The organism is Morganella sp. TYF_1, from assembly GCF_043105645.1.
Classification (GTDB): Bacteria; Pseudomonadota; Gammaproteobacteria; order Enterobacterales; family Enterobacteriaceae; genus Morganella; species Morganella morganii_B.
In genome coordinates this window covers 84,277-109,304 of the sequence record NZ_JBICLU010000010.1, presented here as the reverse complement: position 1 = coordinate 109,304, position 25,028 = coordinate 84,277, and the positions used below count along the sequence as shown (strand labels likewise).

The following is a 25,028-nucleotide window of genomic DNA, read 5'->3' as shown; positions in this document are numbered from 1 at the left end:
GGTGTTATCGCGGTTTTTCAGAATAGACTGCTGGTGCCGGATAAACCTGTATTGGTATTTTCAAAGGCAGGAGATATACCCTGTAAAAAACGGAAACGAATATAATGAAATTAAAGACACTCTCTGCTCTCGCGGTATCTGCTGTTGTTCTGGCCGGTTGCCAGAATATGAATTACGACTCGCTGGCGCAGTCCGGTGGTCAGTTATTTCAGGCCGCAACCCTGACCGATGCGGATATGGTGAAACTGACTGACGGCGCCTGTAAAGAGATGGATGCCCAAAACAAGGTTGCACCGGCATCAAGCCAATATACTGCCCGTATGAACAAAATTGCCAAATCATTGGGCTCTGACGTTAACGGCACCAAAGTGAATTACAAAGTGTATATGACCAATGAGCCGAATGCCTGGGCGATGGCGAACGGCTGTGTCCGTGTTTACAGCGGCCTGATGGACATGATGAATGACAATGAAATCGAAGGTGTTCTCGGGCATGAATTAGGACATGTCGATCTTGGCCATACTAAGAAAGCCATGCAGGTGGCTTATGCTGCTGTGGCGGCAAAAACCGCAGCAGGTTCAGCGGGGGGGATTGCATCCCAGCTGAGTAATTCTCAGTTTGCTGATATGGGGGTAAAACTGGTGAATGCCCAGTTCTCTCAGCATCAGGAAACGGAGGCCGACAATTACTCTTATGATTTGCTGAAGAAACGCGGCATTTCCACTGAAGGTCTGGCCACCAGTTTTGAAAAACTCGCGAAAATGGATAAAGGGCAGAACAGCATGTTTGATTCTCACCCGCCGACCACAGAGCGCGCAGAGAATATCCGTAAGCGGATCGCGGAAGATAAAAAGTAATTATTCCTCATAATAAAGACGTGATACCTTTTGGTATCACGTCTTCACAAAATCAGATTCCGGTTAATCATAAATATCGCCGCGCCAGCCAACTTTTACTATTAAAACAACAAGTTCATCATCAATAATATCATATATGGCACGGATATCACCCATCCGGTAACGATAGCGGTTACTTGTTCCCTGCATTGATTTTATATTAGGTCCTGAACGCGGACTCTCTTTTAAAAGAACTAATTTATTTAACAGCCGCTTTCGGTATACATTATCCAGTTTTTTTAATTCTTTTTCAGCTTTCGGGGAGAATTTAACGTTATACATTATTTATTCTCCTCTAATAGCTGCTCCAGCGTTTTAAAATTTTTGATACTTTGTCTGGTAAAACTCAGCCTTTCCATTTCGGCCTGCTCTGCCAGTTTTTTATCAATTTCGTTATCGTTGCGTTCATCCGTAAACTCAGGGTTATCCATTGTTATTCCTTTAATAGATCATCCAGTGATATTGTGTCTGAATCATGGCTGTAACTGACAGCACTATCTTCAGCATCTTCAATTTCGTTTATCTTATTAATGATAAACTGATAAAGTTTGGGTTGGATTATGACACCCGCTAACTCATTATTATCATCATAAATAAGGATATCCTCACCTTCTGATAAATCCGGATTTTTTATCATTGAAATGATGTTTTGATTAAAATCGTTTATGCTGACTTTCATGTTTGCCTCGTAAAATAATGTGATATGAGATAAGTATATCAGATTGTCAGTTTGGCAATGAAATAAATAATGATAAAAACAGGCTTGTACATAATTTATCTGCGCGGGTAATATAGCAGGCGATATATGACGGGTTCAAATATATCTTTTTGTGAAGTATTTATATTTATTCATTTTGATATTATATTTTTATATTAAAAAACAGAGGTGACGTATTGTTATCCGGATAATGCAGACAACAAAAAGCACGCCCTCTGTATCAACAGAGGACGTATTGATTAAGACAAAATCAGTTCTTTTTCCCGTGATTTCTCATGGATCCAGTCACTGAATTTCCGCAGATTGAGTGATCCTTTTTTGTCCTCTTTATAAGTAAGGACAAAGCGGTTACCGGTACTCATCGGCAGGTCGCACGGGATCACCAGATCACCGTTTTCCAGATCTTTCTGGATAGCAAAACGCGGCAGCAGCGCCACACCGAGATTTGAGCGGATAGCGGAGATCAGCATCGACAGCAGATCAAAGCGCGGACCGACCCGGGTTTTCGGATTGTGAATGCCGGAGAGCTGGAACCAGTCACTCCAGGCATCGAGGCGGGTGGTCTGGTGCAGCAGAGTAAACTCTTCCAGCACCTGGCTGGTGGTGAGTTTGATACTGTCATCGCGCCACAGCATGCGGCTGCACACCGGCACCAGTTCTTCTTCAAACAGATATTCAAAATCCGGCCACGGATTACAGAAATCCTCGCGCATGATCGCCGCATCGTATTTCAGACTGGTAAAGTCCGCCGGAGTGGTTAATGCGCTGATACTTAAGGCGATTTCCGGATGTTTTTCACGGAAGCTCTGTAAATTTGGGATCAGCCAGTGTGTGCTGAAGGTCGGTGTTACTGCCAGTTCAAACAACTGCTGTGATGACTGCCAGGACATAATATCCCGGGTGTCTTTCTCCAGCTTATCCAGCGTGTCATGCACCAGTCCGAGGTAATGTTTTCCGGCATCACTGAGGAAAATGCGTTTGCGGACGTGATGAAACAGCGACACATTCAGAAATTCTTCCAGCGCGGCTATCTGACGGAAAACCGCGCTCTGGGTCAGTGATAACTCTTCTGCTGCCCGGGTGTAGCTCTCATACTGTGCAACAGCTTCGAAGGTGATCAGTAAATCCGTTTTCGGGATCTTCTTTCGCATGGCGTTTTACTCCCTAAAAATATAATCCATTTTACCGGGTGGGGGATGGCGGCAGAGTGAAACCACTCCCGGCCTGATGCCCCATATGACAATACATGCTGCATGCGGCATTAATCACGGACATGGCTAATGCCGCGCCGCTGCCTTCACCCAGCCGGAGATCCAAATATAAGAAAGGTTTCAGACCGAGCTGCTCAAGCGCGATACCCGCGCCTTTCTCGGCGGAAAAGTGGGACGGGATCAGATAGTCCCGGACAGCAGGGGCCAGACGGCAGGCTGCGATAGCGCAGGCGTAAGATAAAAAGCCGTCGAGCACGACGGGAATACCGCAGACGGCGGCACCCAGAATGACACCGGTCATGCCGGTCAGATCATACCCGCCGACTTTGGCGAGCACATCAATGGCATCTGCCGGATCCGGCTTGTTCACCGCGATAGCCTGTCTGACGATCGCTTCTTTGTGCGAGACGCGATCCAGCGGCAGATTGGCACCGATACCGACGGTATCATGCGGATCAAGCCCGCACAGGACACTGATCATCGCAGACGCCGGAGTGGTATTGGCGATCCCCAGTTCCCCGGTGCCGACAACGCGGATCCCGGCGGCAACCCGCTGTTTTACCAGCTCAGCGCTGGCGATCAGCAGATGCTCCGCATCGGCATAAGACATTGCCGGGCCTTTGGCGATATTGCCGCAGCCGCGTGCCAGTTTCAGGGAAATCATGTCATCGATAGGATCGCAGTCAATGCCGATATCCACCGGCAGCACGCTGGTGCCGTTGCTGCGGGCAACCGCGCAGACACCGGTCAGCTGTTTCTGGATATTGCGCGCCTGAATAGCAGTGACTTCCTGCGGGGTGACAGCGACACCTTCTGCAAATACGCCGTGATCCGCGCACATCACAATAATTTCTTTCGGCAGATTATCCGGATGGTCAATCCCCGGCATGCCGGCAAGATGCACCGCCAGATCTTCCAGGCGTCCGAGACTGCGCGGCGGCTTGGCTAACCCGTTGATATGCTGCTCTGCCGCCTGCATGGCCGCGTGATCCAGAGGCGGGATCGTACGGATCAGGTCTTTCAGTGTTGTCATTGTTTTTATGCTCACATTCTGTTTTTATAATCAAACAACAGGCGTAAAACGTGATCGCCCGTTAAACACAGCTAACGTCATAAATCCGTCGCGGCATTCCGTCACACTGTAACTGTCCTGTTCACAGGGGAATTGCCACATGGCCTCTGCGGGCAGGCCGAACCAGCGGGTGATGATAAGCCCGAGCACGCCCTTGTGGGCGACAATCAGCCGGGTTGCCGGGGTTTCTGATGCCTCCCGGCGCAGTTCATCTGCCAGCGCCTGAACCCGCGCCGCAAACTGCGGAAACGGCTCGCCGCCGGTCGGCGCGGCATGCAGCCAGTCCTTCATCCAGGTCTCCCAGTCCGCCGGGTAACGGGCGGCAATCTCACGGTAATGCTGCATTTCCCACTCCCCGAAGTGCATTTCATTGAGGCGCGGGTCGCAGTGATAGTGATGATTTTCCGGCGGGCGGATGTATTCTGCTGTCTGTCTTGCCCGCTGTAATTCACTGGTCAGTATCGTATCTATCTGAATATCATGCAGATAAGCGGCCACTGCGGATGCCTGGCGGTGGCCGTGTTCCGTCAGCGGCAAATCGGTGCTGCCGTAGAACAAACCGTCTTTGTTCCCGGCGGTTTCCCCGTGGCGGACAAGAATAAAGCGGCTGATACTCATCTGCTTACACCCAGAACAGGGCGAGCAGGAAGATGATTTCCCCGCACTCTTCAGCGGCACCGAGTGTGTCCCCGGTTTGTCCGCCGAGGTGATGGCGGAAATAGCGCCCCAGCCCGTAAATCATAAAAGCGGTAACAATCAGGGCACCGAGGGCTTTCATCCCGCCTGCAACCGTGACAATCACCGCGCCGGTGACAAGGGTGATGACAAACTGGCGCAGAGTGATACGACCGATATAAATATTGCCCATCCCTTCCCCCTCGCGGGCGTAGCGCTGGTTGTACATCACCAGTGACATACAGGTGCGGCCTGCGACCGGAGCGCAAATCAGCAGTCCGGCGGCGGCGGTCAGAGACAGGGAAGAGGCGGCGAGAAGCTCATACGCGGCAGCAGATTTTGCCATCAGGGCAAAAATCAGTGCCAGACAGCCATGTGTACCGATGCGGCTGTCGCGCATGATCTCCAGCATTCTTTCGCGTTTGCGGGCGGAAAAAATGCCGTCACAGGTATCTGCCAGGCCATCGAGGTGAAAACCGCCGGTGATCAGGATCAGTGCCAGCACATAGCCCAGCGCGGCGATCAGCGGACTGTGGGTCGCCTGCGCAATCCACACCGTCAGCAGTGTTGCAATGATCCCGGCAATCAGTCCGACCACCGGAAAAAACGGCACACCGCGCCCGTACTGCTGAAACTCCGTGCCTTCACTCCAGCGCTGCGGCACCGGAATCCGTGTAATAAACTGGAGTGTCGCCCACAGGTATTTCAGGTTCATTTGATCTGAACTCCGATCCCGGAGACCACCAGCCAGACCTGTTCGGCCTGACGGGCGAGTTTTTGGTTAATACGTCCGGCGATATCGACAAAATGACGCGCCAGCCGGTTTTCCGGTGTAATGCTCATGCCCAGTTCGTTGGTAACGATATACACCGGACACTCACTCTCTTTGCAGGCATCAATAATATGGTCAATTTCGCTGTTGATGCCGATCTCCAGTTTCGCATAATCGAGCGTGTCCGGATCCGCGCCGCCCGAGGCATCATAAAGCAGATTGGCAATCAGCGTGGTGATACATTCCAGCATCACCCCTTCGCCGGGTTTGCGCTCATAGCGGATCGCATGGGCAATGTTTTTAAAGCCTTCCCATGTGCGCCAGTGCTGCGGGCGATCGGCCTTATGACGCGCCACGCGGGCGGCCATTTCATCATCTGTTATCACCGAGGTGGCGATATAGAGCGCACTGTGACAGCGGTTATCCACCAGTTCTTCAGCAAAACTGCTTTTACCGCTGCGGGCGCCGCCGGTGATTAAAATCATGCTGTTTTCTCCTTATGCGCATGCATCAGACGGCAGATTTCATCAATATTGAGGTGTTCCCGCATCTGCTGAGCCAGAATATTAAACTGCTGCTCTTTGTGCAATGCATAGTCAAACGTGCTTTCCGGCAGCGGCTCCAGCCCTTTCTTTTTCCGCAGTTGATTGAGCAGCGGGCGGGTGAAATTGTTGCGGTCAAAAATGCCGTGCAGATAAGAGCCCATCACACTGCCGTCCGGGCTGACCGCGCCATCAGCATGATTGCACGGCTCGCGGTTTTTCTCATACATTTGTGCGAACGGGATGGCATCCGCGCCGGTTTCGGATACGCCCATGTGGATCTCGTAGCCGCTGACCGGTTCGCCCTGACAGGCAGACCAGATCCCCGGCAGTGCGCCGCACACCGTACCGGATGTTTGGGTGGTATTTTTTTCCGGCGAGAAGCGGGTGGTGATATCGAGCAGCCCCAGGCCCGGCAGATCGGATAACCCGGATTCGACATCGTCATAAATATGTTTGCCGAGGATCTGATAACCGCCGCAGATCCCGGTGACCGGTGTACCCTGTGCATGGCGGGTGAGAATGGCTTTATCCATCCCTTTCTGGCGCAGCCACAGCAGGTCACCGAGGGTATTTTTGCTGCCGGGGATAATCAGCAGATCCGGTTCACCGACCAGCAGCGGATCAGATTCATAACGCAGGCGGACATCCGGCTGGGCGGCAAGGGCATTGAAATCGGTGAAATTGGCAATGTGCGGCAGCTGAACCACCACAATATCCAGCACTTCTTCGGTTTTGCCGTCATATTTGCCGACCTGTAACGCGACGCCGTCCTCATCTTCCAGATCCACATCCAGCCACGGCAGTACGCCGAGCACCGGAACGTTGGTCAGGTCTTCGATTTGTTTAATGCCCGGCATCAGCAGAGCGACATCACCACGGAATTTATTGATGATCACGCCGATCACCCTGGCGCGTTCGTCATCGGTCAGCAGGGCGAGTGTGCCGTAAATCGAGGCGAACACACCGCCGCGATCGATATCCGCCACCAGGATCACCGGGGCGTCTATCATTTCCGCCATGCCCATATTCACAATGTCGCTGTCGCGCAGATTGATCTCCGCCGGGCTGCCCGCGCCTTCCAGCACAATGATGTCGTGCTCAGAAGCCAGGTCATTGTAAACATCACGGATCATGGCTTTCAGCTGCGGTTTGTAGCGGTGATACTCCGCCGCATCCATATTCTGCGCGACTTTCCCCATCAGGATAACCTGGGATTTGCGGTCAGAGGTCGGTTTGAGCAGAACCGGGTTCATGCGCACATCCGGTTCAATACCGGCGGCTTCCGCCTGAAAGATCTGCGCGCGGCCCATCTCTTTGCCGTCACGGGTGATCCCCGAGTTCAGTGCCATATTCTGTGATTTGAACGGCGCACAGTGATGCCCGTCCTGAGAAAAAATCCGGCAGAATCCGGCGACTAATACACTTTTTCCGACATCGGAAGCCGTACCCTGGATCATCAGTGAAAATGTCATGCCATTACCTCGTGTGTTCCGGCGGCGGGAGTTGTCTGCTGCTGCAATTGTGCAAACAGCGCCTGTTCAGTTTTGCACAGCGGCAGTCCGGTTTCGCAGTGGAGTTTGACCAGCCACGGCTGTTCCAGCCCGGCGGCGGTGATCATCTCTTTTTGCAGGAAAACGGATTCCGGCGTGCCGTGGCCGCACACTTCGCCGTGCGACATCACGTAAATACCATCACAGACCTGATAAATCAGATCAATGTCATGGCTGGAAATCACGATGTGTTTACCGGCGGCGGCAATACGGGCCAGCAGATCAATCATCTGCTGGCGTCCGGCGGGATCCAGCCCCGCAGTCGGTTCATCGAGCAGCAGATAGTCTGACTGCATCACCAGCGCCCCGGCAATTGCCACGCGTTTTTTCTGCCCGAAACTCAGGTGCTGCACCGGTTTGTCGCGGAAGGCGAGCGCATCCACCAGCCGCAGTGCCTCATCGGTGCGGCGTTTGATCTCATCCTCTTCCACCCCGAGATTGCGCAGGGCAAACGCGATATCACTGTCCACATCCGTATAGAAAATCTGCATATCCGGATCCTGAAAAACGGTCACCACATGCTGACGCAATTCCAGCAGGGATTTTTTGTCGTATTTCAGTGGATTACCGCGCCAGAGTACCTGACCGCCCTGTGGCTTCAGAATACCGGACAGGTTCATAAACAAAGTGGATTTCCCGCAGCCGTTGGCACCGATAATACCGGTGATCTGAGACGCGCCGAAATCCATCGTCAGGTTTTTCAGGATATTATCGTCCTGATAGCGGAATGTGAGACCACTGACCGATAATTGCGGGTGATGATTCATAGGTGGAAATCTCCCTGATAGAGCTTCACATTCAGTGCGACGGACATTTGCTGATAGCGCATCATCACGCGGGAAAACAGCATGGTGACCAGCATCGCCAGTGAGCGGTAGCCGGTGCGCAGGTTGCGGTAGCCGAAGCGCAGGGATTGTGCGTGATAAATAGTGGCGGCTTCTTCCAGAAAGATAAAGATAAAGCGCCAGGTCAGCAGAATCTGCTCAATCAGCACCAGCGGCAGACGCCCGCGTTTCATCAGTTTAATCAACTGTTCAAACGGCATATTGAGCATAAACCAGAAGGTGGCAGCGAGAGCTGCCATGCTGCGCCAGAAGGTCTGATTGGCGGTTGCCAGACCGGCGGGATCAAGACCCACCCAGTACTGACCAATCTGAATACCCCACAGCAGACTGTCCGGTGTGCGGGAAAAGGAGATAATAATGGCCACCAGACCCACCGCCAGAAAACTGAACGGGATCAGCAGCCATTTCAGATAGCGGAGCGGCGATACCCGCAGTAACCAGCAGGTAAACGCCGCAATACACAGTAATAAAGCCGCCTGGCCTGCCGGCGGCAGGCTCATTGCCAGAACCATCATCACAACCCAGAAAGCGAATTTCGCTACCGGATCGCGCTGGCGCCAGCGGCTTTGATAACTCAGCGCATCAAGGCTTTGCATTTTTCCGGCCGCTGCGGTAATAACCGAGCACATAGAAAATCACTGCCGTGCCCAGACAGCCCTGTAATGTGAACAGCAGACTTTCGATTTCACCACTGGCCGGTTCATACAGAGACTCAAACCAGGGTTCATAATCCGGCGCGATAGCGAGGATCTGCTGCTCTGCCTGATCATCTGAGCCGCCGTATTCACCGCCATGATCGATAAAAAACGGGATGATAAAAATCGCAACAGTCAGAAACAGTAAAATCAGTGTCTTTTTCATGCCCGCACCTCATTGCTCACCAGGTTACGTTTCACCAGCTGATCATAAACCAGTACCGTCAGCAGACCTTCCGCAATCGCAATCGGCACCTGGGTCAGACAGAAGATACCCATGAATTTCAGGATCGCCGCACCCATCCCCATCTGCGGATCCGGGAAAGCAACCCCGAGCTGGACTGAAGTGACAAAATAGGTGGTTAAATCCGCTATCACCGCGACAAGGAAGACGCAGATATCCTTACGCCAGCCCAGTTTGGTGGTAAAACGCCAGACCAGATAACCGACAATCGGTCCGATAACCGCCATCGACATACCGTTGGCACCGAGGGTAGTCAGGCCGCCGTGTGCCAGCAGTAATGCCTGGAACAGCAGCACGATGGAGCCGAGTACAGCCACCACGGATGGCCCGAACAGGATCACCGCCAGTGCCACCCCGGTAGGGTGAGAGCAGCTGCCGGTCACTGACGGGATCTTCAGTGCGGAAAGCACAAAGATAAAGGCACCGCACAGCGCCAGCAGAACTTTCTGGTTGGCATCTTCCTGAACAATCGCTTTAAGGCGGACAATCCCCGCGCCGAGGAACGGCAGGAAAATCAGCCACCAGGCAATCGCCCACATCGGCGGTAAAAAGCCCTCCATGATATGCATGGCAAAGGCTTCCTGGGGTGCAATCATCAGCAGAATTGTGACGGCGGCACCGGTTAACGAGAACTGCGTGAGTTTCTGTTGCATAACAACCTCACCGAATTATTTCCGGGTTTTATTAATTAATACCGTTGAGAAATAAGGCAGTGTCTGTTCGTCGTCGATCTCATCCAGGCGTCGCCAGCACTGTTCAGTTTCCAGTGTGGCATCGGCCATCAGGATGGCGTGATCAAAGAGATCATGGCGGCGGAGCAGATCGCGTACCTGTTGTAAACGACCATAGACTTTCATTAACACAATGCATTCATGATGCGTGATCGCATGCTCCAGCTCTTCAGGAGATGCGGTACACGACATGACAGCAAGGCTCTGGTTTTCCATTGCCAGCGGGACAACGGCCCGGGACGCGATAGCCGCAAACGAGGTCACGCCCGGAATCACTTCCAGCCATGGCTGATTGCCGATACGCTCCAGCAGGGAAACCCAGGTACTGAACAGCATGGAATCCCCCAGGGTGATAAAGCCGACTTTTTTACCGTCAGCCACATCGTCCTGGATCGCTTTCGCGACGCCATCCCAGACTGCTTCTTTCGCTTCCTGTGAGGCTTTCATCAGGAAGTGATAGGTTTTCACCGTGGTGTTACCGGTGATATACGGGGCGACAATGGTATGTGCCAGGCTCGGGGCATCTTTTTTACCGGCCGGGGCATACAGGATATCCAGCTCACCGATAATCCGTGCGCCGCGCACCGTGATAAGGTCACTGGCACCGGGACCGGTGCCGATAGCGTAAAGTCTGCCCTGTGGTTTTTCTGTTTGCTGACTCATGTGCGGATATTACTCCCCGTTATCCATTGTCTGCGCCAGGTGTTCGACAAACATCTGACGGATCATATTGTTCTCACCCATGCCCTGTAACCACGCGGTTGCCTCGATTCCGGCCTGTTCCAGTTGTGTTTTCCAGGAGTCTTCCTCATCGGAGGCCATATCATTGATGGCATGGTCACCGGCGACCAGCATCAGCGGCATCAGGTGGACTTTGCGGACGTTTTCGGCTTTCAGACCTTTAATAATCAGGTCGATTTCCGGATAACTTTCCACCGCGCCGACACGGGCCGGGAAGCCGCTGTTGGTCATCATGTGATCCAGACAGGCATAGGCAGAGAAGGCATGGTGAGTGGCACCGTGACCCATAAAGACCACGCGCTCATCTTCTTTCAGTTCCGGCATCTGGGAGTGCAGGGCATCAATCAGGAGGGAATAATCCTCAAAACTGCTCAGCAGCGGTTTGCCCACGCGCAGATAGCGGAAGAACGGACGGTATTTTTCGACCTGGCTGACGATCTTTTCGTACTCATCCCCGTTAATCACATGCAGTGACTGGATAGCCACATCCTCATAACCCTGCTCATGCAGATGGCGTAATGCCTCTTCCGGGTTACTGATATGCAGGTTATCGCGCTCTTTTAACCTGCGGATAATCATGCCGGAGGTGAAGGCGCGGAAAAAATCACGGCCGGGGAACGCTGCCGCAAGCTGCTTTTCACAGCTTTCGATATTTTTTTCACGGGTTTCCGCGTAACTGGTGCCGAAACTAATCACTAATAACGCTTTTTTCATCTCATAACCTCAGTAAATCAACAGACAGAAAAACGGGATGTCAGATACTGCTCTACCCCGCAAAGATCCTGCAATTCAGTCACATCACCGGACACCCGGGTTTGCGGGCGTACCACGACAATGCAGGGAATTCCCAGCGCCAGACAGGGGGCGACTTTTTCACTGAATCCGCCCTGTGTGCCGGACTCTTTGGTGATCACCACATCCGCACCGCAGTAACGGTAAAACGCTTCATTAAACTCCGCCGAAAACGGCCCTTTGAGGGCAAAAATCTGATCAATGGTCATCCCGTAAGATTCACACTGTGCCAGAACGTCCTGTGTCGGCAGTACCCGCGCCAGCACAGTTTTTCCCGGCAGACGGGCAATATAATCCGCCAGCTGTTTACTGCCGGTGGTCAGCAAAATCCGCTGACCGAGTGTCATGGCAATCTCACAGGCGCTGTCAATGGAGTCCGTTTTGTAAATCAGCGGGTTATCAACCGCGTCAATATCACTCGGACGGTTATAACGCACCAGCGGAATACCCAGCTCACGCTGCACCTGCAAAATTGTGTCGCTGAGCACGGCGGCGTAAGGATGTGAGAGATCCGCCAGCAGGCGGATCCCGTGACGGCGGCAGTATTCCGCCATCGCCTGTGCATCCATCCGGCCTTCCCGGATCTCACCCTGTAAGCCGGCTGCCTGCTGACGGCCTGCGGCGGTGGCGACAGAGAGCCGGTAGCGGACCCCCTGTGCATCCAGGCGCTCACAGAGCAGACGGGCATCACTGGTCCCGCCGAAAATCAGCAGTCTGCCGTCATTCACAGTTTGTATCCCCGTGGTGTGATCATCAGATCATCACTGATATAGGTGGATTTATTACCGACAATCACCAGGCTGGTCATATCGACACGCTCATATTCCATCTCACCGAACGTGGTGATCCATTTCTCTTCTTTCTTACGGGCCGCGGCTTTCACCACGCCGACCGGGGTGGTGGCGGCTTTGAACGGTGCCATCAGTTCAAATGCACGGGCCAGATGACCTTCGCGGCCCAGGCTGCGCGGGTTATAGAAACAGATAACAAAATCGGCTTCGGCGGCGGCTTTGATGCGTTTTTCAATCACCTCCCACGGCGTGAGCAGGTCGCTCAGGCTGATGTGGCAGAAGTCGTGCATCAGCGGGGCACCCAGCAGGGAGGCGGCGGCGATACTGGCGGTAATGCCCGGCACCACACGCACCTGAATATCGCGCTTCTCTTTGGTGACGATTTCGAGGATAAGCCCGGCCATACCGTAAATCCCGGCATCACCGCTGCACACCATCGCCACGTTTTTCCCTTCCTGTGCCAGCTCAATGGCCAGATGGCAGCGTTCGATCTCTTTGCGCATGCCGGTTTTGATGACTTCTTTGTCGCCCACCAGAGGTTTCACCAGATGGGTATAGGTTTTATACCCGACGACCACTTCCGCTTCTTTCAGTGCGGTGACGGCTTCTTCGGTCATCATGGCTTCACTGCCGGGGCCAATGCCTATAACGGTTAACATACTGTTTCTGCTCCTAACGTAATGGTGATCCCCCGGGTCTTACAGGTTTGCCCTATCAGACAGCCTTTGCTCATCAGCCAGGCGACCGGCCGGGATACACTCCCGACACCCGTGGTTTTTTTAACAAATTCCGATTCCGGGAACTGTGCCGCCACAGGGGCCAGCTCCTCAGCACTGAATACGGTAAACGGCACCTGATAACGGGCCGCGAGCGCCAGCAGGGCGGGCTCCTGTGCTTTCAGGGTAATACTGCCGATAGCGCGGACGGCTTCCGGCAGCAGATTGTTCTCAGCCAGTTGTTCAGCAAACAGTTGCTGAACCTCGTCTGCCCGGGTATCTCTGCGGCAGCCCATACCGGCAATAATCCGGCGCGGGATCAGCTTGTAAACCGGCACCGGCAGCATAATTTCTTCGCGGCGGTAACTAACATACACCAGCGCGTCCAGCTCCGGCAGGGAACGTAAATCAGTCACCGGGATAAGTCCCGGTAACGCGTATTTGTCCTGCTCCGCCACCATATCCGGATGCCACCAGATACCGATGCGTTCTCCACTGACCATCATCTGGTTCAGGGTTTTGACGGTGTTGCGGAAATCGGAGAAAGTGGCATCCATATCCCGCGCCAGCAGATCAAAACTGGTGACCTGATTCACGTCCGTGGCGGTGGTGATCACCGCCTGTCCGCCGATCCGGCCCGCCAGCCAGGCGGCCAGTTCATTAGCCCCGCCGAGATGGCCGGAGAGCAGACTGATCACATGCTGTCCTTTCTCATCCATCACGATCACCGCCGGGTCACTCATTTTGTCCTGAATCACCGGTGCCAGTACCCGCACGGTAATGCCGGTTGCGCCGATGACAATCAGGGCGTCATTCTCTGCAAAGGCCTGCTGTAAAGTCGCGGCAAAGCTATCACGGAACGGCTCAAAGCCCTCCGACACCAGTTTTTCGCTGGTGTAACAGGTCACCGGCAGCAACGGGCGGATTTTTTCCGCCAGCGCTTTGCCGCCCGGTGTCAGGCAAAACAGCGCAATGCGCTTACCGCGAGGCTTTGCGGTACTCATGGCTGAAGCCTGCGTCATACAGTTTTGAATAGTGATACTCGTCGCCGAGGAACGGCCCGACCAGAATCAGCGCGGTTTTGCGGATTTTTGCTTCGCGCACGGCAACGGTGATTTCCGCCAGTGTGCTGCGCAGCACCTGACAATCCGGCCAGGTTGCCTTATACACCACCGCCACCGGGGTGGTTTCCGGATAACCGCCTTCGGTCAGTTGTTCCACCACACCTTTGATATCCTGAACTGACAGGAAAATCGCCATTGAGGTCTGGTGAGCGGCAAAGCTGCGCAGACTCTCTTTCGGCGGCATTGGTGTGCGGCCTTCGATACGGGTAATAATCAGGCTCTGGGACACTTCCGGTACGGTGTATTCCACACCCAGTTCCGCAGCGGCACCGAGGAAGGAACTGACACCCGGGATCGCGCTGAAACCGATATTGTGTTCTGACAGCACTTCGCCCTGTTCACGGATAGAGCCGTACAGGGAGAGGTCGCCGGTCTGCAGGCGTACCACCAGTTTGTGGCTTTTCACACCGTCAACCATCACGGTGATGATGTCGTCGAGGGTCATGGCGGCGCTGTCGTAGCTTTCGACGCCGTCTTTGCAGTAGTCCAGCAGATCAGTATTGATAAGCGAACCGGCATAAATGACGATGTCAGCCTGTTGTAAAATACGGTAGCCTTTCAGGGTGATAAGACTGATATCTCCGGGACCGGCTCCGACAAACCAGACTTTCTGACGGTCAAACTGTTCAGCCACAACGCGCCTCCTTACGGCAGGAAATAAGATAGGTAGGATTATTCGGTTTAAAATAATAACTGTGTCCGAGCGCGGTCATATTTCCGGCCTGTAATTCACAGCAGTCCAGTTCGCTCACCGCACACTGTTTCAGGTGTGCAATGGCTTGTGTCAGGTTATCCAGCAGGATAAAGGTCATCACCAGGGTGCCGTCGCTGTGCAGATGATCGAGAGACCAGTCGATAATCTCCGTGAGATTGCCGCCGGTACCGCCGACAAACACGGCATCTGCTTTTTCAGCCAGTTCCACCGGCGCATACGCGTCAATCACGCGGATTTGCGGACAGCGGAAGTGACGGCAGTTCTCTTTGATCAGCGCAATGGCTTCCGGTTTTTTCTCGATGGCAATAATCTCAAGCGCCGGGTGGCTGAGTGCCGCTTCAATGGAAACACTGCCGGTACCCGCCCCCACATCAATCAGGCGCTGTGCGCCCTGTAAATCCAGCCGTGACAGGGCGAGTGCCCGCACCGGCTCTTTGGTCATCGGGATCTGTTGTCCGCGTAAAAACAGTTCGTCTTTCATCAGGCTACGCTGCCCCGCTTATCAATTAACACCACATTCATGTTGTAATCACCGGTGACATCTTCTGCATTGAGAATGGTGATCCGCTCATGACGGCCGGAAAGGTTTTCACCGATGATCATCCGCCGGGTCTGACCGCGCAGCAGGATTTCGGCGGCGATTTCTTTCGGGCCTATCTTACTGTCGGTCACCATACCGATACGCTCATGGGCGAGCAGCCAGTCAAAATCGGGGCTGCGGTTATGGCTGCTGGTGAGATAAATATCATTCATATCCATGCCGGCACGGGAACACAGGTATTGCACCGAACTGATACCGGGCACGATCTGCACCTGTTCCGGTGCAAAGGTTTCGCTGATGCGTTTGCCGATGCCGAAAAACATCGGGTCACCGGAGGCCAGAATGACAATGCGGCGATCAAGACGTTCTGCTATCCAGTTCATCAGGCCGCTGATATCCGCATCAATGACACGGGTTTCGGCAGACAGCCCGGCAAATTCATCCAGATGGCGCTGACCGCCGATTAAAATATCCGCGCCGGAAATTACGTCCGCTGCCCGCCGGGTCAGATACGCTTCTGAGCCGGGGCCCACGCCGGTCACATAAATCATCGGAATCCCTCCGTTATGGCGCTCAGCGGACGGTTGGTCCCCAGCACCTGATTATCAAACGAGAACAGAATGGCATCGCAGTGCGGCGGCTCATCGGAGAAACGCAGCATCTGATTAATCCGGTCACAGATTTTTTCCGCGATCCGCGGGTAGACCGCCTGCCAGCCCTGCGCATTGATCAGTTCAATCGCCGCTTCGGTAGTGGTGCAGCCGTCCACGTCCTGTAATAAAGAGAGCGGGGCGCCGATCAGGGCGAGATTAGCGATCAGGGTTTCCATCCGCGCATCCGCAATATGGCTGTGGGTGTGGAAAATGCCTGCCGCGATTTTGACCAGCTTGCCGAAGTGCCCGAGGATCACCACCTGCTCAAACTTCAGTCGTGTGGCTTCCTGCAACATATAGCCGACAAAGTTACTCATGGTGACGACATACGCACCGTCCAGTCCGAGCTGTTCGCTGACAAACCGTTCGCCGTGGTTACCCGGCACCAGGAAAACGCGGGTCATACCCTGAGCGCGTTTCATTTCCAGTTCGATGGACAGGGAGCGTTTCCAGCTCTCTTCCGACATCGGTGTAACAATGCCGCTGGTACCGATTACCGAAATCCCGCCGAGAATACCGAGACGACCGTTATAGGTTTTTTTCGCCCGCTCTTCCCCTTCCGGGGCAAAGATGGTGACATCCGCCCCCCGGTTCGGGCCGATAGCTTCACGCACCGCGGCTTCAATCGTCTGGCGCGGGGTTTTGTTGATGGCAGCATCACCGATTGGCAGTCCGACACCGACTTTGGTCACACGGCCGACACCTTCGCCGCCGTCCAGGGTGATAACACCGCTGTCATTGAGCGCGACCCGGGCGAAAATCAGCATGCCGTGGGTGGCATCAATATCGTCGCCGCCATCTTTGCGGATGGCAGCGGTGGCGGATTGTCCGCAAATCAGCGGCTCTTCCACATTCAGGTTCAGTGTCACGCCGGACGGTGTGACAATCGAAACCTGCTGAATTATTTCCTGACGCAACACCATCAGCGCCGCCACTTTGGCGGCAGCGGTGGCACAGGAGCCGGTGGTATACCCCTTGCGCAGTGCCTTGCCTTTGTGCCAGACGACGCCGGTGCCGTTATCGTCAGGTGCTGTGGTGTTTTCCTGCGTCATGATTACGCCTCCGGCATCCGGTAAAGGATGGCGTTGATAATTGCGGCGGCCACGTTACTGCCGCCTTTGCGGCCGAGTGCGGCGATACACGGCAGCGAGCTCTCCGCCAGCGCATCTTTGGATTCTGCCGCGCCGACAAAACCGACCGGCACACCGACAACGGCAACCGGTTTTTCTGTGTGTTCCAGCACGCGGAACAGGGCGGTCGGCGCATTACCGAAGACAAAAATTTTCTCCCCCGGCTCTTGCATGGCGATATCCACTGCCGCCATGGAGCGGGTCATCTGCTGTTCTTTGGCAGCGGCGACCACACGCGGGTCACTGACATAGCAGCGGCACTCTGAGCCGTATTTCGCCAGGCGGGTTTTGTTGATCCCGGACAGCGCCATCGTGGTATCGGTATAAATAGTGCAGCCGCGCATAATGCCGTCACGGAGGATTTCAATCACGCCGTCAGAAAAATGCAGAATATCCAGCCAGTCAAAATCGGCAGTGGTATGGATAGCGCGTTTGATAATCGCCGCGTGATCATCACTGGCGAAACGGTATTCCGGTCGTGTTTCGCGGATAATGTCATCAATGATCAGAAAACTGTTTTTTTCGATTTCCTGCGGCTGTTGTATGTAACTCATATTTTTCCCTTACAAAATCCACTGTGCCAGAAGATGAATGACGGCGAACAGCGCCAGTGCGGCGGAAGAGGCAACCCACATCAGCCGGATGGTGCTGAGAATATCGTCTGCATTGATGTCGCGGGTGTTGTCACCGATCCACGGTTTATCAACCAACTGCCCGAAATAGGTATTCGGCCCGCCCAGCTGCACACCGAGTGCCCCGGCGACCGTCGCTTCGGACCAGCCGCTGTTCGGACTGCGGTGATTGGCGTGATCACGTAACCCGGTGCGGAAAGCGTCCCGGTAACGGTATTTCAGAACAAAGGCGGCGAAAGTGAACAGCAGCCAGCTCAGACGCGCCGGGATATAGTTGGCGACATCATCCGCACGGGCGGAAAACATACCGATATCGCCGTACTTTTCATTTTTATAGCCGACCATCGAGTCCAGGGTATTCACCGCTTTATAGGCCATTGCCAGCGGCGCACCGCCCAGTAATAAGAAGAACAGCGGGGCGATGACACCGTCGGTGGTGTTTTCCGCGACCGTTTCGGTTACCGCGCGGGTGATCTGCAGCGGTGTCAGCTCCCGGGTATCACGCCCGACGATCCACGATAATTTTTCACGGCTCTCAGCCAGATCATCTGCTTTCAGCGCGTCATACACCCGCATTGCCGCATCCTGCAAACAGCGGGTGGCAAGGACGGTGTAGGTCATCCAGATGGTGACGAGCCAGCCGAGACTGGTTTCCAGATAAAACGCCAGCGCCAGCACACCGTAACTCACCGCCCAGGCGCCGCCGACGATCACAATCCACAGCACGGCTCCGCCCCGGCGCAGTGCCGCACCGCTCTGACAGCGGCGGCGGATCACACCTTCGGTCTTGCGGATGGCGTTGCCAATCCAGCGGATCGGGTGCGGCCAGTGTTCCGGGTCACCGAGGCGCCAGTCGAGCAGGAACGCTGCCAGCCAGCTGAGTAACGTCATAACACTCTCCGTGCCAGGGCAAACCAGTGATCCAATAATCCCGGACGCTGGGCAAAATGCACATGCAGATACCCGGCAAAGGTGTTACCAACCTGATAACCGCCGTGCCAGCGTTTGAGGATTTCGCCGTCGCGCTCTTTGATAAACTCAAAAGCAGGCGGCAGATCAGTGGCAAAATCAGAATAATGGAACTCATGGCCACGCAGGCGTTCACCGGCACAAACCAGTGTGGTATCTGTCTGTGCGCTGCCTTCGCAGTAACCAAAGCGTTTCAGGCGGTTACCCATGGTGCTGTGCCCGGCAATGATGCCGGTCATCGGGAACGTGTTGCCACTGCTGTCTGTCAGGGTTTCACCGAGATACATCAGCCCGCCGCACTCCGCATAAACAGGAATACCGCGCTGATGTGCCGCCCGCAGAGCGTCCCGCATAGCCGTGTTAGATGAAAGTTTTTCAGCATAGACTTCCGGGTAACCGCCGCCGATGTAAATCATATGGCAGGGATCAGGCAGGGCGCTGTCATTCAGCGGGCTGAATGTGACAATCTCCGCACCGCTCTGACGCAGTAAATCGAGATTATCGGGATAATAGAAGTTAAAAGCGGCATCATCCGCTACGGCGACAGTCAGCCCGCGTCCGGCACCCGGTGTGGCGAGCTGTATTGGAGTGCTGTCTGCCGGTGCCTGCCAGTGTGTCAGGGAAAGCAGCTTATCCACATCAACGGTTTTTTCTATCTGATCAGCCAGACGCTGCCAGCGCTCAGTCTGCTGTGCCTGCTCCTGCGGCGGGATCAGCCCCAGATGACGGGAAGGGAGTTCTATGTCATTCATGACCGGCACGTAACCGATCACCGGCACATGGCAGTAGTGTTCAATCGCGTGTTTCAGGAGCTGAAAATGGCTGTCACTGTTCACCCGGTTAATCAGCACCCCGGCGATATTCAGTGACGGATCAAAATGCTGAAATCCCATCACCGTGGCGGCAACAGAAGTGGAAACCGCTTTGCCGTCGACCAGCATAATCACCGGGCAGTCCAGCTGTTTTGCCATCGCGGCGGTGCTGCAATAGTGCGGATCGGTACCAAAACCGTCATACAGCCCCATCACGCCCTCAATCACACCGGCGTCTTTGTCCTGCATATAATGACGGAATTGCGGGGTCAGAACGGACGCCGGCAGCATAAAGGCATCCAGGTTACGGGAAGGTACGCCGGTGACAGCGGTATGCCAGCTGCTGTCGAGGTAATCAGGGCCGACTTTGCAGGGCTGGACACGCAACCCGCGGGCATTGAGTGCCCGCATGATCCCGAGGGTGATGGTGGTTTTTCCGCAACCGCTGCTGGTGCCCGCGATCACGAAGACCTGTTTTTGTGCCTTATCCATACGCTACCTTTGACACGGTGTTGTTGCCAAAAAAACGTCCTGATACCAGGAAAGCAAAAAAAGGTTAAATAAATTAACCCGGTGAACTGTCTTTTTATTTTCATGATCATAAGCAATACAGAATATTGCTGAACAGCGATGCGAAAATGTAATGATCATTTAATTAACATTGCCGATTTTTGATATAGTGATTTTTTACGGCTATTTATATTCAGGTTTAATAAAACATAAAATGCTGCTTTTATATATCTGCTTATTACAGTTTGTGAGTTTCTTCACATAAATACTTGATTTGTGATCAAGATGAATAAAATGCAACTACTTTATTTTTATAAACATATGCAAATATGTTAATTAAATGATCTTGTTTTTATTATTTGTTAATGATAATTTCATAAATAACAGCTGTTTTGTTGATTATAATAACCTGTTTTTATGAGCTGAATGTAAAAAGCTATTTATTTCAGCTGCTTGAAAGTGCATGATCTACTTGATTTTTTTTCATGAACTCTTCCGCCACGTGAACGTATTATTGGGATATTAGTCATATATTTTTTCCTGTGATTATTTAATAATACAAAATATTAAACAGAATTGTCTTTATTACGCATTTATCGTGAATAGATCAAAGAATAAAATTCACGGGTAATTAATACTGCTGTCCAACGACAAAACATCATTAATAAATAGTATTTTTTATCACCACCAGGTGTTGTGCATAACGAATAAAATGATGTGATTTTTTCATGTTGATTAATCTGATTGATAAGGCAATAAAATGAGCAAAGGTAAAGTATGGCTGGTCGGAGCCGGACCCGGAGATGCATCATTAATTACCGTAAAGGGACTTCACTGTATACGTCATGCCGAAGTGCTGGTGCATGATCGTCTTGTCAATCCTGAGCTGATCGCCTGTGCCCCGGCGGACTGCAAAATCATCAATGTCGGTAAAACACCGAATCACCATCCGGTGCCGCAGGAAGAAATCAATGCCATCCTGGTGAAATATGCCGCAGAAGGTAAAAATGTGGTGCGCCTGAAAGGCGGGGATCCGTATGTGTTCGGGCGCGGTGGTGAAGAAGCGGAATCCCTGGCACAGAACGGCCTCGATTTTGAGGTTATCCCGGGGATCAGTTCCTCTATCGGCGGACTGGCATATGCAGGCATTCCGGTCACTCACCGCGATCACGCATCAAGCTTCCATGTGGTCACCGGTCATATGTGTCAGGGGAATGAGCCGCAGAACTGGAACGCATTGGCTGCCCTTAACGGTACGCTGGTGATCCTGATGGGGATGACCCGTCTGGCTGAAATCAGCCAGCTCCTGATCGACGGCGGAAAATCACCGGATACCCCGGCCGCCGTGGTCATGTATGCCAGCCAGCAGCGCCAGCAGGTGGTTACCGCCACCCTCGCCACCTTACCGGAAGAGGCTGCGCGTCATAAATTACATCCGCCGGCACTGATTGTCGTCGGTAATGTGGTGAATCTGCACCAGATCCTGGCATTTGCTGCCACACAAATTGATATTACGCAGGAAGCCCCATTAGACGCTGCGTCATAGTATTATCCTTAAAATAATAAGCATCCGGCTGTATGCAGGTGATACTGTGTGCAGCCCTTACATTTGGAGGAGGCTATGAGCGAACACGGTGGTAATGTGGTAGAGGTGGCTGAGCTCCTCGGCATCTCACCCGCATCTATCTTCGATTTCAGTGCCAATATTAATCCGCAGGGGCCGCCCGAGAGGGTTAAAGCCATCATCCGCGATAACCTGTCTGTTATTGAACGCTACCCGGATATTGAATACCGCTATCTGCATGCCGCACTGGCTAAAGGTGCCGGTTGTGAGCTGGGGCAGGTCATTGCCGGTAACGGAGAGACAGAACTGATTTACGCGCTGGTGCGCCATCTCAATCCTCACAGCGCATTACTGTTAACCCCCGGATTTGCCGAATACCGCAGAGCACTGGAACAGCAGGGCTGCGATATCATCGAACACCCGCTGACGGAAGAGAATGATTTCCAGCCGGATGAATCCCTGCTGGCGGATATTGAAGCCCGCCGCCCGGACTGCGTCTTTATCGCCACGCCGAATAACCCGACCGGGCTGATGCCGGACACCGCGCTGCTGCACAAACTGGTGTCCCTGTGTGAATCCCGTCATATTCATCTGATTGTCGATGAAGCCTTTATTGATTTTATGCCGGAAGGATCACCGCTGACAGCGCGTCTGCCGGAAACCCGCTACCTTTATCTGCTGCGTTCACTGACAAAATTTTTCGCCATTCCCGGTCTTCGCCTCGGTTATCTGCTGTGCGGCGACAGCCACATCATCAGCAACCTGAAAGCCTGGCGTGAGCCTTGGACGATCAACGGCCTGGCGGCGCTGGTGGGCGAGGTGCTGCTGGATGATGAAGCATACATCCGCAAAACACAGGATTTTATTGCCGCCCAGCGGGAATATCTGTGCAATGAACTGCGGCAGTTTCCGCTGCTGAAAATCCGGCAACCGGCAGCAAACTACATCTTTATCCGCTGCCTGAACGGCGTGGAACTTCAGTCCGCACTGCTGAAATATAAGCTGCTGATCCGCCGCTGTCAGAACTACCCGGGGCTGGATGGCTCTTATTACCGGATCGCGGTCCGCAGTCAGGCGGAAAACCGTCACCTTATCGGCGCATTAAAACAGGTATTTCAACATGGCTGAGGCACATTGTCCGGCATCCTGCGGAGAATTGTTGCAGGGATGGATCCTCGGGGGCGAAAAACTGGTTTCCTGCCCCATCAACTGGTACAGCTATGTCTCGGTGGAAGAGGGTGTTCCGCTGGGGCTGGAACGGCCCCGTATGCGCCAGATGCTCGAACAGGTGCTGAAACATCTGGATATTGTCCCGGAAGCCACCGGTATGCTGCGGATCGAATATGAATCCACCATCCCTGTCGGCAAAGGGCTGGCGAGCAGTACGGCGGATATTGCCGCCACTGCCCAGGCCACCGCGCGCTTTTACGGTCATGAGTTATCACCGGAAACCCTCGCAGAACTGTGTGTGGCGGTTGAACCGACAGACAGCACACTCTTTTCTTCCCTGACACTGTTTGATCACCAGACGGCTGAGACACAAATATCACTCGGCTGGGCGCCGGATCTGAAACTGTTGCTGCTGGAAAGCCCGGATGTGGTACTGACAGAAGATTTTCATAAACGTGATCGCCGTGCCGCACTGCTGGCGCGGGAATCCCTGCTGGATCAGGCCTGGAAACAGCTTACCGTCGCCTGTGAACAGCAGGATCCGCAACGCCTGGGCGAAGCAGCCACTCTGAGTGCGATCGCCAGCCAGGATCTGCTGCCCAAACCCGGCTTCAGTGAACTGCGTGCGCTGGCAGATAAAGGAAAGATTTACGGCCTGAATGTTGCCCACAGCGGCAGCGTCGCCGGGCTTATCTATGATGACACCCTGCATGACAAAGATTTTATTTATGACTGGATCCAGCGGCATCAGCTGGACAGATTCTACCCTCAGGTGCATGAGGTGAGCATGGCACCCGGCGGCGTCCGCTAATCCTCCCCCATCCGCGTCATTCTTCAATCCGCAGCTGTGTTGGCTGCACTCAATAAACCGGGTCACATACTGATGTATGCTCCCCGGTTTCTTTCGTTTGCCGCCTTGCTGCAAATTGAATAATTTAGCGGATGACCTCCGCGCTGATTTTTCTTCAGAACCACATCTACGGTTTTCATCATGTCAAAGTAAAAGGCAGATAACCGGCAGAGAAACGAAAAGCATGCGTGTTATGGATGACGGGGCTGATCATTCCCCCGCAATTTAACGCGCTGCCCCACAAAGTACGCGCTGCTTTGCTGCGTCCCGGCAACGGGCAGGATATGATTCAGACAACTGATTCTGACGCTGTCCGCAAAGGAGACACTATGCTGCGTTATCCGCTTTTTTGTGATTTACAGGGAAAAACCTGCCTGATCGTGGGTGGCGGGGAAGTCGCCGCCCATAAATGCCGGACACTGTTACAGGCCGGGGCGCATGTCACCGTCATTGCCCGCTGGTTTCACGGAGACCTCACCGCTCTGGCGGAAAACCCGCATCTGACCCTGACGGAAGCGGACTTTGATGCCGCACTGTGGCCGCAAAGCTGCTGGCTGGCCTTTGCCGCGACGGACTCACCGGAAATCAATCAGCAGGTGCTGGAACAGGCTAATGCCCGCCACTGCTTCTGTAACGTCACTGACGCGCCGGAAAGTGCCTCATTTATCTCCCCGGCCACCATTGATGTGCCGCCGGTTCAGATTGCGCTGACCTGCGGCGGAAACCCGGTCTATACACAGTTCCTGAAACACCGTGTCATGCAGGCAATTCCGGCGGATGCGCCGGTGAAACTGCGTGCCGCCGCACGATTGCGTGAGCAGGTAAAAGCCACTCATGCTTCCCGCGATGCCAAACGGCAGTTCTGGCAGACGTTTTTTACCGATACTGCCCTGGAACAACTTCTGCCGCTGGACGATGATGAACTGCTGACTGACTATCTCAATTACCTGCTGGCTCAGTTTACCGAAGAACACGGTACTCACTGAAAAAATAAAATCCCGGCACCGAAATAGCGGTTCCGGGGTAATTATGTGAGCTGAATGGTTTATTTCAGCCACGGGATAACAAAAAAAGAACAGTGTTTTTATCATATTAATAATAAAATTTTTACTTTTTTGCATCATTCGTTTTTTTATTTCTTTATCGCATTCCGTTACATGATTTAATAAGATGTGTGTCACACTATTTCGTCATTATTTATCAAAATATATTCATATAAAATATACTATAAAATATAGTTTAAACATTAAAAATTAATTGCTATTTACGGTGAATTCAATAATATAACGACGATCACAAAATCAGGATTGATTTATTTATCATTAGGTTTAAATAATTGTTAATTAAAGTTTTTGTTTGTTGTT

At 53.3% G+C, this 25,028-nt stretch carries 30 protein-coding genes; 5 read left to right on the top strand and 25 right to left on the bottom strand.

Annotated elements, in window-relative coordinates; genetic code table 11:
- Positions 1-104 precede the first annotated feature (104 nt).
- Entirely contained in the window at positions 105-857 is a 753-nt protein-coding gene (locus ACF8OF_RS03070; RefSeq protein ID WP_349466480.1) for a M48 family metalloprotease, read from the top strand.
- Between the two features lie 63 nt (positions 858-920).
- On the opposite strand, the gene ACF8OF_RS03065 is transcribed toward ACF8OF_RS03070, so the two are convergent.
- The 25 genes from ACF8OF_RS03065 to ACF8OF_RS02945 form a co-directional block, all read right to left on the bottom strand.
- Positions 921-1,178 (bottom strand): type II toxin-antitoxin system RelE/ParE family toxin, encoded by a 258-nt coding sequence (locus ACF8OF_RS03065; protein WP_262860483.1) that lies wholly within the window; start codon positions 1,176-1,178, stop codon positions 921-923.
- Positions 1,178-1,327 carry a hypothetical protein gene (locus ACF8OF_RS03060; RefSeq protein ID WP_162817250.1) on the bottom strand — a complete coding sequence of 50 codons (150 nt, stop codon included), beginning with the start codon at positions 1,325-1,327 and terminating at the stop codon, positions 1,178-1,180. The genes ACF8OF_RS03065 and ACF8OF_RS03060 overlap by 1 nt, the downstream gene beginning before the upstream one ends.
- Positions 1,328-1,329: 2 nt before the next feature.
- Positions 1,330-1,575: a hypothetical protein gene (locus ACF8OF_RS03055; protein WP_262860482.1), complete on the bottom strand. Its 246-nt coding sequence runs from the start codon at positions 1,573-1,575 to the stop codon at positions 1,330-1,332.
- Between the two features lie 278 nt (positions 1,576-1,853).
- Complete coding sequence (locus tag ACF8OF_RS03050) at positions 1,854-2,765, bottom strand: LysR substrate-binding domain-containing protein (RefSeq protein WP_025154349.1); 912 nt, start codon at positions 2,763-2,765, stop codon at positions 1,854-1,856.
- Between the two features lie 31 nt (positions 2,766-2,796).
- Positions 2,797-3,858, bottom strand: coding sequence for a nicotinate-nucleotide--dimethylbenzimidazole phosphoribosyltransferase (cobT, locus tag ACF8OF_RS03045; RefSeq protein WP_392495692.1), 1,062 nt, complete (start codon positions 3,856-3,858; stop codon positions 2,797-2,799).
- 30 nt (positions 3,859-3,888) lie between these two features.
- Positions 3,889-4,515, bottom strand: a complete 627-nt coding sequence (cobC, locus tag ACF8OF_RS03040; protein WP_392495691.1) for an alpha-ribazole phosphatase — start codon at positions 4,513-4,515, stop codon at positions 3,889-3,891.
- A 4-nt stretch (positions 4,516-4,519) separates the two neighbouring features.
- The gene (cobS, locus tag ACF8OF_RS03035; RefSeq protein ID WP_392495689.1) at positions 4,520-5,287 is read right to left on the bottom strand and encodes an adenosylcobinamide-GDP ribazoletransferase; all 768 of its coding nucleotides are present in this window, start codon (positions 5,285-5,287) and stop codon (positions 4,520-4,522) included.
- The gene (gene cobU, locus ACF8OF_RS03030) at positions 5,284-5,829 is read right to left on the bottom strand and encodes a bifunctional adenosylcobinamide kinase/adenosylcobinamide-phosphate guanylyltransferase (protein ID WP_045139127.1); all 546 of its coding nucleotides are present in this window, start codon (positions 5,827-5,829) and stop codon (positions 5,284-5,286) included. Before cobU ends, cobS begins: the two co-directional genes overlap by 4 nt.
- On the bottom strand, positions 5,826-7,361 hold the full coding sequence (locus tag ACF8OF_RS03025) for a cobyric acid synthase (protein WP_392495687.1): 1,536 nt from the start codon (positions 7,359-7,361) through the stop codon (positions 5,826-5,828). Before ACF8OF_RS03025 ends, cobU begins: the two co-directional genes overlap by 4 nt.
- A complete protein-coding gene (locus ACF8OF_RS03020) occupies positions 7,358-8,206 on the bottom strand; it encodes an ATP-binding cassette domain-containing protein (RefSeq protein ID WP_279796109.1) in 849 nt (282 codons plus the stop codon). Before ACF8OF_RS03020 ends, ACF8OF_RS03025 begins: the two co-directional genes overlap by 4 nt.
- Positions 8,203-8,880 carry an energy-coupling factor ABC transporter transmembrane protein gene (locus ACF8OF_RS03015; RefSeq protein ID WP_262883317.1) on the bottom strand — a complete coding sequence of 226 codons (678 nt, stop codon included), beginning with the start codon at positions 8,878-8,880 and terminating at the stop codon, positions 8,203-8,205. Before ACF8OF_RS03015 ends, ACF8OF_RS03020 begins: the two co-directional genes overlap by 4 nt.
- Positions 8,867-9,145 (bottom strand): energy-coupling factor ABC transporter substrate-binding protein, encoded by a 279-nt coding sequence (locus tag ACF8OF_RS03010; RefSeq protein ID WP_024472830.1) that lies wholly within the window; start codon positions 9,143-9,145, stop codon positions 8,867-8,869. Before ACF8OF_RS03010 ends, ACF8OF_RS03015 begins: the two co-directional genes overlap by 14 nt.
- Positions 9,142-9,876, bottom strand: coding sequence for an energy-coupling factor ABC transporter permease (locus ACF8OF_RS03005; protein WP_274370411.1), 735 nt, complete (start codon positions 9,874-9,876; stop codon positions 9,142-9,144). The genes ACF8OF_RS03010 and ACF8OF_RS03005 overlap by 4 nt, the downstream gene beginning before the upstream one ends.
- A 15-nt stretch (positions 9,877-9,891) precedes the next feature.
- The gene (locus ACF8OF_RS03000) at positions 9,892-10,617 is read right to left on the bottom strand and encodes a cobalt-factor II C(20)-methyltransferase (protein ID WP_392495685.1); all 726 of its coding nucleotides are present in this window, start codon (positions 10,615-10,617) and stop codon (positions 9,892-9,894) included.
- A gap of 9 nt (positions 10,618-10,626) precedes the next feature.
- Entirely contained in the window at positions 10,627-11,409 is a 783-nt protein-coding gene (locus tag ACF8OF_RS02995; protein ID WP_262860473.1) for a sirohydrochlorin cobaltochelatase, read from the bottom strand.
- Positions 11,410-11,426: 17 nt separating this feature from the next.
- Positions 11,427-12,215 (bottom strand): cobalt-precorrin-6A reductase, encoded by a 789-nt coding sequence (locus tag ACF8OF_RS02990; protein WP_262862789.1) that lies wholly within the window; start codon positions 12,213-12,215, stop codon positions 11,427-11,429.
- Positions 12,212-12,937 (bottom strand): precorrin-3B C(17)-methyltransferase, encoded by a 726-nt coding sequence (locus ACF8OF_RS02985; protein ID WP_025154337.1) that lies wholly within the window; start codon positions 12,935-12,937, stop codon positions 12,212-12,214. The genes ACF8OF_RS02990 and ACF8OF_RS02985 overlap by 4 nt, the downstream gene beginning before the upstream one ends.
- Complete coding sequence (locus ACF8OF_RS02980; protein ID WP_392495684.1) at positions 12,931-13,998, bottom strand: cobalt-precorrin 5A hydrolase; 1,068 nt, start codon at positions 13,996-13,998, stop codon at positions 12,931-12,933. Before ACF8OF_RS02980 ends, ACF8OF_RS02985 begins: the two co-directional genes overlap by 7 nt.
- Positions 13,973-14,752, bottom strand: coding sequence for a cobalt-precorrin-4 methyltransferase (locus ACF8OF_RS02975; protein ID WP_036408525.1), 780 nt, complete (start codon positions 14,750-14,752; stop codon positions 13,973-13,975). Before ACF8OF_RS02975 ends, ACF8OF_RS02980 begins: the two co-directional genes overlap by 26 nt.
- Entirely contained in the window at positions 14,745-15,314 is a 570-nt protein-coding gene (locus ACF8OF_RS02970) for a decarboxylating cobalt-precorrin-6B (C(15))-methyltransferase (protein WP_024472823.1), read from the bottom strand. The genes ACF8OF_RS02975 and ACF8OF_RS02970 overlap by 8 nt, the downstream gene beginning before the upstream one ends.
- Positions 15,314-15,925: a cobalt-precorrin-7 (C(5))-methyltransferase gene (locus tag ACF8OF_RS02965; protein WP_392495682.1), complete on the bottom strand. Its 612-nt coding sequence runs from the start codon at positions 15,923-15,925 to the stop codon at positions 15,314-15,316. The genes ACF8OF_RS02970 and ACF8OF_RS02965 overlap by 1 nt, the downstream gene beginning before the upstream one ends.
- Complete coding sequence (gene cbiD / locus ACF8OF_RS02960; RefSeq protein WP_279796102.1) at positions 15,922-17,079, bottom strand: cobalt-precorrin-5B (C(1))-methyltransferase CbiD; 1,158 nt, start codon at positions 17,077-17,079, stop codon at positions 15,922-15,924. The genes ACF8OF_RS02965 and cbiD overlap by 4 nt, the downstream gene beginning before the upstream one ends.
- A gap of 2 nt (positions 17,080-17,081) precedes the next feature.
- Positions 17,082-17,711 carry a cobalt-precorrin-8 methylmutase gene (locus ACF8OF_RS02955; protein ID WP_004239019.1) on the bottom strand — a complete coding sequence of 210 codons (630 nt, stop codon included), beginning with the start codon at positions 17,709-17,711 and terminating at the stop codon, positions 17,082-17,084.
- Between the two features lie 9 nt (positions 17,712-17,720).
- Entirely contained in the window at positions 17,721-18,680 is a 960-nt protein-coding gene (cbiB, locus tag ACF8OF_RS02950; protein WP_392495680.1) for an adenosylcobinamide-phosphate synthase CbiB, read from the bottom strand.
- Complete coding sequence (locus tag ACF8OF_RS02945) at positions 18,677-20,062, bottom strand: cobyrinate a,c-diamide synthase (RefSeq protein WP_392495679.1); 1,386 nt, start codon at positions 20,060-20,062, stop codon at positions 18,677-18,679. Before ACF8OF_RS02945 ends, cbiB begins: the two co-directional genes overlap by 4 nt.
- A gap of 778 nt (positions 20,063-20,840) precedes the next feature.
- Here ACF8OF_RS02945 and cobA point away from each other — a divergent pair.
- The 4 genes from cobA to ACF8OF_RS02925 all read left to right on the top strand — a co-directional run bounded on the left by cobA (position 20,841) and on the right by ACF8OF_RS02925 (position 24,650).
- Positions 20,841-21,626 (top strand): uroporphyrinogen-III C-methyltransferase, encoded by a 786-nt coding sequence (cobA, locus tag ACF8OF_RS02940; protein WP_262883309.1) that lies wholly within the window; start codon positions 20,841-20,843, stop codon positions 21,624-21,626.
- 63 nt (positions 21,627-21,689) lie between these two features.
- Entirely contained in the window at positions 21,690-22,772 is a 1,083-nt protein-coding gene (cobD, locus tag ACF8OF_RS02935; RefSeq protein WP_392495706.1) for a threonine-phosphate decarboxylase CobD, read from the top strand.
- A complete protein-coding gene (locus tag ACF8OF_RS02930; RefSeq protein WP_392495677.1) occupies positions 22,765-23,625 on the top strand; it encodes a GHMP kinase in 861 nt (286 codons plus the stop codon). Before cobD ends, ACF8OF_RS02930 begins: the two co-directional genes overlap by 8 nt.
- Before the next feature lie 323 nt (positions 23,626-23,948).
- Positions 23,949-24,650, top strand: coding sequence for a bifunctional precorrin-2 dehydrogenase/sirohydrochlorin ferrochelatase (locus ACF8OF_RS02925; protein ID WP_392511429.1), 702 nt, complete (start codon positions 23,949-23,951; stop codon positions 24,648-24,650).
- Positions 24,651-25,028: the final 378 nt, after the last annotated feature.

Excerpts from the sequence above, each read along its gene's own strand:
- cobC (WP_392495691.1), bottom strand. The coding sequence starts at position 4,515 with ATGAGTATCAGCCGCTTTATTCTTGTCCGCCACGGGGAAACCGCCGGG.
- ACF8OF_RS02970 (WP_024472823.1), bottom strand. The coding sequence starts at position 15,314 with ATGAAAGACGAACTGTTTTTACGCGGACAACAGATCCCGATGACCAAA.
- ACF8OF_RS03065 (WP_262860483.1), bottom strand. The coding sequence starts at position 1,178 with ATGTATAACGTTAAATTCTCCCCGAAAGCTGAAAAAGAATTAAAAAAA.
- ACF8OF_RS02965 (WP_392495682.1), bottom strand. The coding sequence starts at position 15,925 with ATGATTTATGTGACCGGCGTGGGCCCCGGCTCAGAAGCGTATCTGACC.
- ACF8OF_RS03020 (WP_279796109.1), bottom strand. The coding sequence starts at position 8,206 with ATGAATCATCACCCGCAATTATCGGTCAGTGGTCTCACATTCCGCTAT.
- ACF8OF_RS02930 (WP_392495677.1), top strand. The coding sequence starts at position 22,765 with ATGGCTGAGGCACATTGTCCGGCATCCTGCGGAGAATTGTTGCAGGGA.
- ACF8OF_RS02945 (WP_392495679.1), bottom strand. The coding sequence starts at position 20,062 with ATGGATAAGGCACAAAAACAGGTCTTCGTGATCGCGGGCACCAGCAGC.
- ACF8OF_RS03005 (WP_274370411.1), bottom strand. The coding sequence starts at position 9,876 with ATGCAACAGAAACTCACGCAGTTCTCGTTAACCGGTGCCGCCGTCACA.
- ACF8OF_RS03055 (WP_262860482.1), bottom strand. The coding sequence starts at position 1,575 with ATGAAAGTCAGCATAAACGATTTTAATCAAAACATCATTTCAATGATA.
- ACF8OF_RS03060 (WP_162817250.1), bottom strand. The coding sequence starts at position 1,327 with ATGGATAACCCTGAGTTTACGGATGAACGCAACGATAACGAAATTGAT.
- ACF8OF_RS03015 (WP_262883317.1), bottom strand. The coding sequence starts at position 8,880 with ATGCAAAGCCTTGATGCGCTGAGTTATCAAAGCCGCTGGCGCCAGCGC.
- cbiB (WP_392495680.1), bottom strand. The coding sequence starts at position 18,680 with ATGACGTTACTCAGCTGGCTGGCAGCGTTCCTGCTCGACTGGCGCCTC.
- ACF8OF_RS03050 (WP_025154349.1), bottom strand. The coding sequence starts at position 2,765 with ATGCGAAAGAAGATCCCGAAAACGGATTTACTGATCACCTTCGAAGCT.
- ACF8OF_RS03025 (WP_392495687.1), bottom strand. The coding sequence starts at position 7,361 with ATGACATTTTCACTGATGATCCAGGGTACGGCTTCCGATGTCGGAAAA.
- cbiD (WP_279796102.1), bottom strand. The coding sequence starts at position 17,079 with ATGACGCAGGAAAACACCACAGCACCTGACGATAACGGCACCGGCGTC.
- ACF8OF_RS02980 (WP_392495684.1), bottom strand. The coding sequence starts at position 13,998 with ATGAGTACCGCAAAGCCTCGCGGTAAGCGCATTGCGCTGTTTTGCCTG.
- ACF8OF_RS02985 (WP_025154337.1), bottom strand. The coding sequence starts at position 12,937 with ATGTTAACCGTTATAGGCATTGGCCCCGGCAGTGAAGCCATGATGACC.
- ACF8OF_RS02995 (WP_262860473.1), bottom strand. The coding sequence starts at position 11,409 with ATGAAAAAAGCGTTATTAGTGATTAGTTTCGGCACCAGTTACGCGGAA.
- cobU (WP_045139127.1), bottom strand. The coding sequence starts at position 5,829 with ATGATTTTAATCACCGGCGGCGCCCGCAGCGGTAAAAGCAGTTTTGCT.
- cobT (WP_392495692.1), bottom strand. The coding sequence starts at position 3,858 with ATGACAACACTGAAAGACCTGATCCGTACGATCCCGCCTCTGGATCAC.
- ACF8OF_RS03070 (WP_349466480.1), top strand. The coding sequence starts at position 105 with ATGAAATTAAAGACACTCTCTGCTCTCGCGGTATCTGCTGTTGTTCTG.
- cobA (WP_262883309.1), top strand. The coding sequence starts at position 20,841 with ATGAGCAAAGGTAAAGTATGGCTGGTCGGAGCCGGACCCGGAGATGCA.
- ACF8OF_RS02955 (WP_004239019.1), bottom strand. The coding sequence starts at position 17,711 with ATGAGTTACATACAACAGCCGCAGGAAATCGAAAAAAACAGTTTTCTG.
- cobS (WP_392495689.1), bottom strand. The coding sequence starts at position 5,287 with ATGAACCTGAAATACCTGTGGGCGACACTCCAGTTTATTACACGGATT.
- ACF8OF_RS03010 (WP_024472830.1), bottom strand. The coding sequence starts at position 9,145 with ATGAAAAAGACACTGATTTTACTGTTTCTGACTGTTGCGATTTTTATC.
- ACF8OF_RS02925 (WP_392511429.1), top strand. The coding sequence starts at position 23,949 with ATGATTCAGACAACTGATTCTGACGCTGTCCGCAAAGGAGACACTATG.
- ACF8OF_RS03000 (WP_392495685.1), bottom strand. The coding sequence starts at position 10,617 with ATGAGTCAGCAAACAGAAAAACCACAGGGCAGACTTTACGCTATCGGC.